Origin of the sequence: Novosphingobium taihuense (genome assembly GCF_007830315.1) — a bacterium.
GTDB lineage: Bacteria > Pseudomonadota > Alphaproteobacteria > Sphingomonadales > Sphingomonadaceae > Novosphingobium > Novosphingobium taihuense.
The window spans coordinates 277,000-289,200 of the sequence record NZ_VLKJ01000001.1; the positions used below are offsets into that span (position 1 = coordinate 277,000).

Here is a 12,201-nt window from a genome sequence, read left to right on the forward strand (position 1 = left end):
GGGTCATCAGAAGGCCAGAGTCGCGTTGGCGAGGACGGAGTAGAAGCGGCTGGCCTTGCCCTGTTGCGCGAACAGGTCGTCAAAACCCGCGCCCGGATCCAGCACTGCACCTGACAGGCGGAAGACGAGGTTCTGCGAGGCGTTGGGACGCCAGATTGCCGAGACGGAGGCGTCCCAGCCGATGTCTTTCGGGATCGAGCCTTCGTTGCGCAGGACCTGCAGGACCTTCGTATTCTCGAACCAGAGGTGGTTGACGTTGGTCGAGACGCGCAGCGTGGGGGTAAGGTCGAAATCGGTGCCGAGGCCGACAAGCATCGTGCCGGGGTTGGTGAAGTTCGACTGCCCCTGCTCCTTGGAGGAACGCAGCGAGTTCAGGATGCCGTTGCGGCCATTGACCGAGATGTTGCGACCACCGCCGGCAAAGGGAATGGTCTGGCGGATCCAATAGCTGGTGTCGGCGCCAGCAAACTGCGGGTTCTCGAAGATCGCGTCGAAACCACCTTCGGTCTTGTCATAAGGGTCGCTGTCGCCACTCGCCCAGAGCCCTGAGAGGCGGATGCGTGACCAGTCGATGTCGTAGCTGAGTTCGGCGGCGGCCATGAAGGCTTTGATCTCGGCAGGGCGGCTGGTGAGGAAGTTGTTCCGGTCCTCGCCCAGTGCTGCGTAGGCCTGCGCGGTCACGTTCAAGCGGCCGATATGTCCGTCAGCCGCGTAGCCCAGATAAACCACGTCATATTCGCGCCCACGCAGATCGCCGATGAGCGCCGGGCGAACGGGAAAGCCGTTGGTGTCGACCGCGATCTCGTTGCGTTCGCGGTTCATGTTGTAGGTAGCCGAAATCTGGCTGGTCAGGCCGACAAACGGGAAGTCCTGCCGGTACAGGTTGGCCATGAACACGAAGTCATTGCGCGGAGCGCGGCTGACATCGTTGAGACCCGAGTTGGTCTCCTTCTCGAGCCGCCAGAAGGCTGCAAGATTGAACTGGACGCGGTTGTTGTCACGATTGCCGAACAGGCGGATGCCGAGCTGGTTGTCGTTGAACAGGAAGCCGCGGAAGTCCGATTGCATCGGCTGAATGCCGGCACGCATACTGATGAAATCGTAGCGCTTCGTATCGAATCGGCCGATATGATAATCGATGAAGGCTTCCTGCAGGCCGATGAAGCCATCGGTGCGCCTGGTGCCCTTCGACGGTTCGACGAAAAGCACGCGGCGTTCGGGCACCTGAACGTGGTTGATATTGCCGGCAATCGCGATGCGGTATTCGATCACCGGCGGCTTGAACGCGGTCATGCCCTTGAGCAGCGAGAGGCTGGCGATAAAGGTCTGCGACAGGACGAGGCTGTGGCTTCGGCCGAAGGTATCAATCTCGTTGGGGTTGGTCGTCGTCTGGTTGCCGACAGGAATCGGGAAGCTGCGCGGCTCGACCACAGTATCGGACACGGCGCCTGCGAGCAGGTACCAGTCATCGCCCTTGAGGAAGCCGGGGCGCTTGCCCCGGGCGAGCGGACGGTCACCCTTGAGCAGGTTGTGGTGGAACGGATCGAGCTGAGAGTGGCAGGCATATTCCAGCTTGGGGAACAGCGTGTACAGCGCGCGGTCCTTCTTGCCGGTTGCCGGGTCCTTCTTGGGGCACAGCGAAGCCATGATGCGCCAGCGGTCCGGCAAGCTGACGTCGAGGCCGAGATCGCCGACCGGGCCCTCGCCATCGTACTTGTCGTAAAAGGCTTCGGGCGGCGGGGCGTTAACCGCGCCGGGATTGTCCTGATCGACCTTCTCGGGGAGCTGCTTGTTGAAGCCGGGGCGACGGCGGCCGTCGATGAGGGCACCTTCCGCGTCCGTTTCACCGCCAGGCAGTGCGGCCTTGCTGTCAGCCGTTGGCGCCTGCTGCGGCTCAGCTGCTCCCGGCGCCGTTCCCGACGCGTCCTGCACGTAAAACGGGAGCGATACAGACTGAGCCTGCGGCTGGGCGATACCAAGAACGGGTGCGATCAGGAGAGCGACCTGCTGCATCACTTGCCCTCGCAGGCGTTCTGTTCGCTCGTATCGAGGAACGGGGCGAAGGGGCAGTTCACGTAGCGCAGGCGCACGCCCTGCCCCACGGGGACGACAATCGTGTCGGCGCGGATTTCCTTGGGAGCATTGCCGATGGTGCCGACTTTTGCGCCGCCATTATGCGTACCCAGGAAAGCAATCATGTCATCCTGATCGATGCCGTCACCAGAAATGCCGATGGCACCAACAAGCTTGCCGTTGCGATAGATCGGGACCGAGCCGGGGAATATCTGGATGCCATTGGCCAGGCGCTTCTTGCCCGTCGGCGTGTCTGGCACTGCCGTGCAACGTTGGACGACGTCTCGGGCATTGAGCGAGCCTTCGACGAAGACCGCGTGCTGCAGCAGGTTGGCCTTCACCAGAGCGATCTGCAGGCCCGTGGCGAGCGGGCTGAAATCACTGATCGGGCGCGAGAGCGGGCCATGCGGACGGCCAACTTCGCCATCAGGGAAGAATGGCCTCGAGAGGTTGCCTCCGGAGCGGTCGGCGAAGGCGATCTTGCCGGTCAGCGCCGTCTGGTCGCCCAGAAAATCGCGAGTGCGCTGAACGAAAGCAGGAATTTCCGCATCGGTGTTGGCGTTCAGCTGATCGGCAGCCACTGGATTGGAGAAGAAGGCGGCGGTGCGGGCCTTCTGCAATGAAACGTCGATGCCGAAGATCGGAGCATCCGGCCCACGGACGAGGCCGAGGACTTCGCCATAAGTATCCACGACAGAGATCGAGACTTGTGCGCGGCTGTCGAGCGGGCGACGAATCTGCGCGCGGGCGCGCGTCATGATCGTGAAGGCTTCTTCCAGCACCGCACGGACTTCGGCAGCGGTCAGCGGGGTGCCCACGGCAGCAGCGTCGGTGCCGGACTTGACAGGATAGCGGTTGGTGCCGGAACCATTGCTCAAGACGTAGGCATCCGCGAGCGAAAACTCGCTCGAGGTGGCACGACGGATACCGCTGGCCTCAGTTCCATAGGGGGTGCCCGCGAGGACTGACGTGCCGTCATAGTAGCCGCGCACCGGGATCAACGTGCCAGCCACGTTGTTGATTGCCGAAAAGCTGGTCTGCAGCGGGTGCAGGCCTTCTATCCGGGCATCGGCAAAGCGCAGGGTCGACCCGTCAACCGGAATTCGATCGGCGCGAATTTCGGCGGGCGGCGCGAAACCCTGAATGCCGGCAAGAGCCATGAACTCTTCCGGATCGCCATCGACGTCGGTCACGTCGGGGTCGTAGGCATAGTCGCCGTCAGCCATGATGCCGATGCCACCGACGACAACGCCGTTCTTGTAGAGCGGCAGGCCGCCCGGATCAGCCGCAAGGCCGAGAGGGGCACGCTTGGGGCCGATGAATGCGCCCGATCCAGCGTTGCCCGACGAGAATCGTGCGGAAAGGTCGGAGCAAGGCAACTGGCTGAACTGCACGCCGAACAGCGGACCAGATTCAAGACCAGGCGTGTTGGGCGCGGGCGGGAAGTGCTCCTGCACGATCATGCTTGCCGTGCGGGTCGAGAAGGCATTGCCGCTCGACGAGAGATAGGCGGCCGTGACCGCCTTGGAAATCGCGCCCATCGTCGCTTCGACTTCAAGGCCCTGCGCATCGACTTCGCGCGGGGAAATCTCCCCAGTTGCGGTGCGGGGACTGATGATCATGCGGGTGGCAGCGCCGTTCATGCGGAAGACCGCCAGCACGTTGCCGACGCGATCGACCACGGCAATGATCGCAGGGTAATTGAGCGCCTTTGCCTCGCCGACGGCCTGAGCGATGATCTGCTGCACTTCGGCAGCGGTCAGCGCTTCCTGCGCGGGATCGGCGAAGAACCTGGAGGCAGAGCTAGGCGTCGGCGTTGGCGTGAAGGTACCGCCCGAGCCAGAATCACCGCCGCCGCACCCTGACAGTGTGAGAGAGAGCGCGAGTGCGACGGCGGTGGTCTGCCGGAAAGCCAACGGCATACGCATTAGCGAAGGCTCCGGATCGAACGTACTGCGCTGCCCAGAGCGCGGCGGAAAGCGAGGGGCTGGAAGCCGTTCGGATCGCGAACGGCAGCGTAGGCCAGATTGATCTGCACGCGCAGGCCGTTCGCCGAAGCCGGGGACACCATGCCCTGATTGACCATGCCACCGAGCAGCGTGTCGACTGCCATGACCGACTGCACCGCCCCTTCATAGTCGGTGTAGCGCTCACCAATGGCATCGCTGGCGATCGACTCCATGATCGCGAAGGTCTGTTCGCGGGTGAAGCTGGCCGAAGCGAAGCGCGACGACAGTGCGTCTGCTGACTGGCGCAGCGCCTGCGCGGCGGCGACCGTCTCGGCACGGTTCGCGAGCATGGCACGATGGAATGCCTTGGCGCGGGCATCAAAGGTAGCGGCGGCGTCAGGCGCGACAACACGCGCGGCGGCGAGAAGCATGATCATGTTCTCGTCGTTGTATGGCGGGGTACCAAGATCGATCGGGCGACCCGGATTGCGCACCGCAGTCACGTTGCCGTCTTCCCCATCGTAAATCCGGCGGTGGCAGGAGTGGCAATCGTAGAATGTGAATTCGGGAAACACGCCGTCCATCGCCCGGGCTGGCTGGCTGTAGAGTTCGAGGCTGCGCTTGACCGCCTCGGCCTGCCCTACCGCCCACATGCGCATCGAGTTGGTCTTGCCGCCCTTGCGCTGGACGTAATCGGCGTCTTCGTCGTGGTGCTGCTGCAGCGTGGTGAACAGGTCCAGCTCGAACGAGATGCGCGGGTGACCTGCGGCCATGATGCGGTGGGCGATAAACTGCCCCTTGGCATCGCCGGAGAAGTGGCAATCGAGGCAGACCTGCGCCTTGACCTGCGGACGGGTCAGGTCGGTCATGCCCTGTGCGACGTTGCGGGCATGGCTGGCGCCAACGGTGTAGTGGGTGGAGAGCCAGCCGCCGGATGCGCCATGGCATGCTTCGCAATCGACACCATCGGCGGGGCGCGCGGAACCGGGTGAGGCATGGCAACCGGCGCACTCACGCTGAACGCCTGCGGCATCCAGGCCCATGCGACGGACAATAGCCTGACCGCGCGGCTCCTGGATAACGCGCCAAGCACGACTATGCGCGCCAGAAGGCGAGGATTCTTCCTGCCAGCGCATGAGTTCGTCCTGCCGGACCACGGCGCCATCGGCAACGCTGCGGCCATGACAGGTGGACCCCGCGCAGGAGGCCACTCCAACGTGGCCACGCAGCACGGCTGGTGCGGTGCCTTGGGCCTGCACTGCAGCAGGTGAGACAAGCGAGGAAGCACCAAGCGCGGCGCCTGCCATGGCAAGACACGCGACAAAGGCCATGACGCCGGAACGCGGAATCGCACGGCACAGTGCCGCCAGCCGCCCGATTCCCAAGATGATAACCTGCATTGCCCCTCGTCCCCACCGGCTCTGCTTGCCGCGCGGCTTTATGCCTTGTGCGGAAGCCCTGGCCGGAAGTGCTGCAATGCGACCCCGTTTGATCGGAGACTAGGACACTCTACCCCTTCGGTTCAAGTGGCTAATCCGATTTCATGGAAACATATCAGAAAGACAGACACCACACCTTTATCAAATTCACCGCCGCCGGATCACCATGTTCCGGATTTCGGACATGTCTTCCATGGCGAAGCGCACTCCCTCGCGGCCCAGACCCGAATCCTTGACCCCGCCATAGGGCATGTTGTCGACGCGGTAGGACGAGACATCGTTGACGACGATTCCGCCGACATCCAGCCGGTCCCACGCATCCATGACCTTGTGCAGGTCGGACGTGAACAGGCCTGCCTGTAGGCCGAACTTGCTGTCGTTCACCTCATCTAGCGCCGCTTCCCATTCGGTGAACTTCGAGAGGATCACGACCGGGCCGAAGGCTTCTTCGGTATAGACGTCCATCTCGCGGGTACAGCCTTCGAGCAGCGTGGCCTCGAGCATGTTGCCCTGACACCCACCGCCCGCAAGCAGCTTTGCCCCACCTGCCACAGCCGAATCGATCCACGACTTGAGCCGCTGCGCTTCTTTCGCCGAAATCATTGGGCCGATGAAAGTATCGCGATTTTTGGGATCGCCGGACTTCAGGTCCTTCACCTTGGCGGCGAGCATGTCGCGGAAGCGGTCATAGATGTCGGCGTGAATGATCACGCGCTGGACGTGAATGCAGGACTGGCCGGACTGGTAGTATCCGCCGAAGATGATCCGGGCGAGCGCATGCTCAAGGTCAGCGTCCTTGTCGACGACCACGGCAGCATTGCCGCCAAGTTCGAGGACGACCTTCTTCTTGCCGGCCTTGGCCTTCAGTTCCCAGCCAACACCAGGTGAACCGGTGAAGGAAAGGAGCTTGAGCCGCTCATCGGTGGTGAACAGGTCCGCGCCATCGCGGCTGGCGGGCAGGATCGAGAATGCGCCTTCGGGCAGGACGTCGCACTCGGCCAGCACTTCACCCATGATGATCGCCCCCAGCGGTGTTAGGCTGGCGGGCTTCATCACGAAGGGACAACCCATGGCGATGGCCGGCGCAATCTTGTGGGCGGCAAGATTCAGCGGGAAGTTGAACGGCGAGATGAAGCTGCACGGCCCGATCGGCACGCGCTTCCACATGCCCATGTAGCCTCTGGCGCGCGGGGAAATGTCCAGCGGCTGGACTTCGCCGTAATTTCGCGTCGCTTCTTCGGCCGCGATGCGGAAGGTGTCGATCAGTCGGCCAACTTCGCCTTCCGAATCGGCGATGGGCTTGCCCGCCTCGACGCACAGGGCATAGGCCAGTTCATCCTTGCGCTCGGCAAAGCGCTTCACGCAGTGATCGAGAACGTCCCGCTTTTCATAGCTGGCGAGCTTTGCCATCGGCTCTGCCGCGCGAACGGCACCGGCAATCGCCTCGTCGATTACGTCGGGCGTGGCGAGAGCGGTGCGGAAGGCTACTTCGCCAGTGAACTTGTCTGTCACCGCAAGGTCGGTGTTGGGCTGCACCGCCTTGTTGTTGAGGTAGAGCGGATAGACGTCTTTCAACTTGGTCACTGCTTCAAACTCCACGCCATCCCGGACCCGATCCGGGATCCCGCCATTTCTTGCACCGCCGCAGGGAGAAAGCGGGGCCCCGGATCATGTCCGGGGCGACGACACCATGTTCGCCTGAACCCTAGAGCGCCTTGGACAGTTCCTTGATGTCCTTGTTCAGAATCTGATCGTTCTCCGAATAATCCACCGGGCAATCTATCAGGTGAACGCCGGGCGTGGAGTTGCAGTGCGCCAAGAGGTCCTTCAGGTGCGCCGCGCTTTCGACGCGGTAGCCGTTGGCGCCATAGCTCTCCGCGTACTTGACGAAATCGGGGTTGCCGTAGGTCAGGCCGAAGTCCTCGAAGCCCATGTTGGCCTGCTTCCAGCGAATCATACCGTAGGAACTGTCGTTGAGAATCAGCACCGTAAGGTTGAGTCCGAGGCGGACGGCGGTTTCCATCTCCTGACTGTTCATCATGAAGCCGCCATCGCCACAGATCGCCATGACCTTGCGCTCGGGATAGAGCATTGCGCTCATCATCGCGGAGGGGAGCCCTGCGCCCATGGTGGCGAGCGCATTGTCGAGCAGGACCGTGTTGGGCTGGTAGGCCGTGTAACCGCGGGCAAACCAGATCTTGTAGACGCCGTTGTCGAGGCAAATGATTCCGTCCTCGGGCATGGCATCGCGGATCTGCTGCACAAGATGGGGCGGGAAGATCGGGAAACGGGTGTCGGCGGCGAGCGGCGCGGTATGCGCAACTTCGGCGGAGCGGTAGGCCAGCATGTGGTCGAAGTTCCACGCAGGGTTCGGCGTGATCGCTTCCTTGATCTGCCAGATGGCGTTGGCAATATCGCCGATCACCTCGATCGAGGGGAAATAGACTGGATCGACTTCGGCCGTCTTGGTCGAGACGTGGATCACCGGAGTGCCACCTTCACGCATGAAGAACGGCGGTTTCTCGATCACGTCATGGCCGATGTTGACGATAAGGTCGGCGTCTTCGACCGCGCGGTGGACAAAGTCTCCGGCCGAGAGCGCTGCGCAGCCGAGGAACTTCGGATGGCGTTCGTCGATCACGCCCTTGCCCAGTTGCGTCGTGAGGAAAGGGATGCCGGTCTTCTCGACCAGTTCGGCGAGCATCTTGCCCGTCATCTTGCGGTTCGCACCCGCTCCGATCACCAGCACCGGCGCCTTGGCGTTCTGCAACGCATGAACAGCCTGCGCGACTGACTTGGCGTCGGCGTTCGGGCGGCGGACAAGGCTGCGCTTCAGCGGCCGGGAATCGGTGTGCTCGTCAGCGATGTCCTCAGGCAGCTCGATATGCGTCGCGCCCGGCTTCTCTTCCTCGGCCAGACGATAGGCTTCTCGCACGCGGCTGGGAATGTTGTCCGACGAGGCCATCTGGTGGGTGAATTTGGTGATCGGGCCCATCATCGAGACGACATCGAGAATCTGGAAACGGCCCTGCTTGGACTTCTTGATCGGCTTCTGGCCGGTGATCATCAGCATCGGCATGCCGCCCAGCGTGGCATAGGCTGCAGCCGTGACGAAGTTCGTGGCGCCCGGCCCGAGCGTTGCGATGCAGACGCCGGTCTTGCCGGTGTGGCGGCCATAAGTGGCGGCCATGAAGCCCGCGCCCTGTTCGTGACGCGTAAGGATCAGCTTGATCTTGCTGGAGCGGGACAGCGAATCGAGAAAATCGAGGTTCTCTTCGCCCGGAACGCCGAAGATGTATTCGCAGCCTTCTTCTTCAAGGCACTCGATGAACAGGTCTGACGCCTTCTTGCCTTCGGCCATTTTTGGTCGCTCCATCAATGGGAACACGCGGCCAAGGCTGCGTTCCCCTTCCCCAACTCGGATGCGACCTCGAGGGACTTGAAACCGGTGCGTGTCGTTATGGCCCCCGCACCTGCCCCTTGGGTGCATGGCTATCAAAGCCGCGCCCCGAAGTCACGCCCTTCACGCTCAGTAACCGAGCGAAAGATCGACCTGGGGCTGAAGGGTCTCGCCCTGGCGGAAACGGACAAGGTTTTCGAGGAAACGGGTGACTGAGCGTTCGAACATCTTTGTTTGTGCGCGGCCGGATAGATGGCTTGTGATGTGGGCGTTGGGCACGTCCCACAGAGGATGATCGGCAGGGAGCGGCTCGGGCGTAACCACATCAAGGAAGGCATGGCCGGGCCGTCCGGCCTTCAGCCCCTCAATCAGCGCATCCTGATCGACAACGGTGCCGCGTGCGACGTTCACCAGTGTGGAGCCCGGCTTCATCATGGCGATCTCCGCCTTGCCGATCATGCCTTCGGTTTCCGGTGTGGCAGGGACAGCCAGAATGACCCAGTCAAACGTGCCGAGTTGGCCGCGCCATTCGTTTGGTCCAAGCGTGCCTTCGCTGCTCGAGCGACGGACCTTGAGGATCTCGACATCGAATCCCTGCAGCATGCGCTCGACCTTCTGCCCGATCGCGCCATAACCAAGGATCAGCGCACGGCTTCCGGCGAGTTCGACCTTGCCGGGGCTGTCGAGCAGCCATTCGTGCCGGTCCTGCGAGCGAACGACATCACGATATCCCTTGGCCACGGTGAGCATGCCCATGACCACATATTCGGCGATGGTTATCGCGTTGATGCCGGTGCCGTTGGTCAGGATCACGCCCCGCTTGCGAAGGACATCGAGCGGGAAGAAGTCGACCCCGGCATAGACCGAGTTCAGCCACTTGAGCTTCGTCGCCAGCCGGATCGCCTTGTCCATGCCGCTCGGCTGGTAGAGATCGAACCAACCGATGTCAGCCGATGGCGCAAGCTCGAACAGTTCCTCGGCGTTGCGGAAGAAGCGCGGCTCGACCCATTCGGGCAAGTGCGGCTCAATCAGCGGCGCGGCCATGGCGTTCATCACGAGGACGGTCATTGACAGAGCTCTCCCGCACTGTTTGGTTTCGCGTTGACCTAGCGGAGAGGGTGAGTGCGATGAAACGGATTTTCTTGGCGATTTGTCTCGGAAGCATGATTTGCCCAATGACCGCTATTGCTCAGGACGATGGCATGTCCGAAGTGATCGTGACGGCCATGCGCCGCGAATCCGACACGTTCGACGAACGCGTGCCCGCCGTAGGTTTGAAGCGCGTCGCCGATTTCGCTGTTCAGGAAGTTTCGATCACCGGGGACACGCGCGATGCGGGCAAGCGCATCGCCGAGGTTTACCAAATGATCGAGAACGCGATCCGGCTGGCACCCAAGCATGGGGTCCAACTTGCCTACGGGCAGCGCACGGTCGAGCCGCTGACCTTGCAGAACTACCGGTCGCTTGCCCTGAACGGGGCCGGACGGCCGGATACCTCGCGCGCGGTCTTCCTGATCAAGGTCCCACTGAGCGGACCGACGTCGGGCGTAGTCGCGGAGAAGAAGATTGCCGACTTCATCAAGGCTGTAGAGCCTGTAGGGCGCGCAGAGTTCGGCGGGACCGATGATCTGACGCTGTCGGTGGTAGCCCCGGATCAATACCGCGGCGCTGTGGCCGATGCGATTGCCGCAGATGCACGATCCATGGCAGCGAAGCTTGGCCCCGACTACGGCGTGGAGATCGAAGGGTTGAATCGCCCAGTCGAATGGACCCGAGCGAGCCTTTCGGAAGTCCTGCTGTATATCCCGTACAAGCTGGTCGTGGTGCCCAGGCGCTAGCCCAGCTTCCACTCCCAGCCCAGCGGGTCACCGTCCATGACCTCGACGCCCTTGGCCGCGAGTTCGTCGCGCAGGGCGTCGGAGCGGGCAAAGTCCTTTTCGGCGCGGGCGGCCTTGCGGGCTTCTAGGGTGGCCTCGACTTCGGTTTCCTCGATTGCGACGCCCTTGGGTTTGATGCGCAGGGCCTGACGGTCGAGTTTCAGCAAATCGAGGCCGAGCACGGTGTCCATGGCAGCAAGCGCAGCGAGCTTCTCCGCCGGATCGATCTTCTTCAGCGCCAGCACTTCCTCGAACACCGTCAGGGCGACCGGTGTGTTTAGATCGTCCGAAACAGCGGCATCGAAACGCTCGAGGAATGGCGTGAAGCGGGGGCCCGGCAGGGCTTCGCCTTCGCCAACGCGCTCTTTCAGTTGAGCGACTGAGATCAGCATGCGCTTCAATCGCGTAAGCGCCGCTGCCAGACCGTCCCAAGAGAACTCCAACTCGCTGCGGTAGTGCGCCTGCAGACACATCATTCGGTAGGCCAGCGGATGATACCCCTTGTCCATCAGCAGTTGCAGCCGCAGGAATTCGCCCGACGACTTGCTCATCTTGCCCGAGCGTTCGACGAGGAAGTTGTTGTGCATCCACACTCGCGCGCCGGAGTTGGCGGGCAGGTCCAGGCCATTGGTGCAGCAGAATGCCTGGTTCTGTGCGATCTCATTGGGGTGGTGGATCTCGCGGTGGTCGATCCCGCCGGTGTGAATGTCGAACGGGAAGCCGAGCACTTCACCCGACATGACCGAGCATTCGAGATGCCAGCCGGGAGCGCCCTTGCCCCATGGGGAATCCCATTCCATCTGGCGCTTCTCACCAGATGGAGTCTTGCGCCAGATCGCGAAATCGGCGGCGTTGCGCTTGCCTTCCACTGCCTCAATGCGGCCCTCACCGTCCTCGGTCTGGGCGCGCGCCAGACGCCCGTAGTCCGCCACCGTCGAGACGTCGAAGTAGAGCCCGCTATCCAGTTCGTAGCAGTGCTTGTCCGCGATCTTCTGCGCAAAGGCGATCATCTGCGGGACATATTCGGTGGCGATCGTCCAGCGCGCGGGCTGGCGGATATTGAGCGCCTTCACGTCCTCCCAGTAAGCCTGGGTATAGTGCTGCGCGATGTCCCAGATGGACTGGGCCTGAGCCCGCGCCATCTTCTCCATCTTGTCCTCGCCATCATCGGCGTCGTCGGTCAGGTGGCCGACATCCGTGATGTTGATGACGTGGGTGAGTTTCAGCCCCTTGAACGACAGTGTACGCCCCAGAATGTCTGCGAAGACATAGGCGCGCATGTTGCCGATGTGCGGGTAATTATAGACCGTAGGCCCGCAGGAATAGACGCGCGCCTCGCCATCGTGGACGGGCTGGAAAGCTTCGACCTGCCGCGTCAGGCTGTTGAACAGCTTGAGAGGTGCGGACGGGCTGAACGGGGCAGGACCATGGGCTGACATGGATCAGCCCTTGCCCCGCCCGCG

The 12,201-nt window shown here is 62.5% G+C and carries 8 protein-coding genes; 1 reads left to right on the forward strand and 7 read right to left on the reverse strand.

What is annotated here, in order from left to right:
• Nucleotides 1-6 precede the first annotated feature (6 nt).
• The 6 genes from IQ25_RS01320 to IQ25_RS01345 form a co-directional block, all read right to left on the reverse strand.
• Complete coding sequence (locus IQ25_RS01320) at nt 7-2,013, reverse strand: hypothetical protein (protein WP_144901487.1); 2,007 nt, start codon at nt 2,011-2,013, stop codon at nt 7-9.
• On the reverse strand, nt 2,013-4,001 hold the full coding sequence (locus IQ25_RS01325) for a GlcG/HbpS family heme-binding protein (protein WP_144901489.1): 1,989 nt from the start codon (nt 3,999-4,001) through the stop codon (nt 2,013-2,015). Before IQ25_RS01325 ends, IQ25_RS01320 begins: the two co-directional genes overlap by 1 nt.
• Nucleotides 4,001-5,422 (reverse strand): multiheme c-type cytochrome, encoded by a 1,422-nt coding sequence (locus IQ25_RS01330; protein WP_144901491.1) that lies wholly within the window; start codon nt 5,420-5,422, stop codon nt 4,001-4,003. Before IQ25_RS01330 ends, IQ25_RS01325 begins: the two co-directional genes overlap by 1 nt.
• A gap of 186 nt (nt 5,423-5,608) precedes the next feature.
• On the reverse strand, nt 5,609-7,045 hold the full coding sequence (locus IQ25_RS01335; protein ID WP_181447153.1) for an aldehyde dehydrogenase family protein: 1,437 nt from the start codon (nt 7,043-7,045) through the stop codon (nt 5,609-5,611).
• A 121-nt stretch (nt 7,046-7,166) separates the two neighbouring features.
• Nucleotides 7,167-8,822, reverse strand: coding sequence for an acetolactate synthase large subunit (locus IQ25_RS01340; RefSeq protein WP_144901496.1), 1,656 nt, complete (start codon nt 8,820-8,822; stop codon nt 7,167-7,169).
• Between the two features lie 168 nt (nt 8,823-8,990).
• On the reverse strand, nt 8,991-9,929 hold the full coding sequence (locus IQ25_RS01345; RefSeq protein ID WP_181447154.1) for a D-2-hydroxyacid dehydrogenase: 939 nt from the start codon (nt 9,927-9,929) through the stop codon (nt 8,991-8,993).
• 107 nt (nt 9,930-10,036) lie between these two features.
• Between IQ25_RS01345 and IQ25_RS01350 the strand changes: the two genes are divergently transcribed.
• Nucleotides 10,037-10,699: a TonB-dependent receptor gene (locus IQ25_RS01350; RefSeq protein ID WP_144901497.1), complete on the forward strand. Its 663-nt coding sequence runs from the start codon at nt 10,037-10,039 to the stop codon at nt 10,697-10,699.
• On the opposite strand, the gene cysS is transcribed toward IQ25_RS01350, so the two are convergent.
• Complete coding sequence (gene cysS, locus IQ25_RS01355) at nt 10,696-12,177, reverse strand: cysteine--tRNA ligase (protein WP_144901499.1); 1,482 nt, start codon at nt 12,175-12,177, stop codon at nt 10,696-10,698. The two genes, IQ25_RS01350 and cysS, sit on opposite strands and share 4 nt — an antisense overlap.
• Nucleotides 12,178-12,201 lie beyond the last annotated feature (24 nt).

Excerpts from the sequence above, each read along its gene's own strand:
- IQ25_RS01320 (WP_144901487.1), bottom strand. The coding sequence starts at position 2,013 with ATGCAGCAGGTCGCTCTCCTGATCGCACCCGTTCTTGGTATCGCCCAG.
- IQ25_RS01325 (WP_144901489.1), bottom strand. The coding sequence starts at position 4,001 with ATGCGTATGCCGTTGGCTTTCCGGCAGACCACCGCCGTCGCACTCGCG.
- IQ25_RS01330 (WP_144901491.1), bottom strand. The coding sequence starts at position 5,422 with ATGCAGGTTATCATCTTGGGAATCGGGCGGCTGGCGGCACTGTGCCGT.
- IQ25_RS01340 (WP_144901496.1), bottom strand. The coding sequence starts at position 8,822 with ATGGCCGAAGGCAAGAAGGCGTCAGACCTGTTCATCGAGTGCCTTGAA.
- IQ25_RS01345 (WP_181447154.1), bottom strand. The coding sequence starts at position 9,929 with ATGACCGTCCTCGTGATGAACGCCATGGCCGCGCCGCTGATTGAGCCG.
- IQ25_RS01350 (WP_144901497.1), top strand. The coding sequence starts at position 10,037 with ATGACCGCTATTGCTCAGGACGATGGCATGTCCGAAGTGATCGTGACG.
- cysS (WP_144901499.1), bottom strand. The coding sequence starts at position 12,177 with ATGTCAGCCCATGGTCCTGCCCCGTTCAGCCCGTCCGCACCTCTCAAG.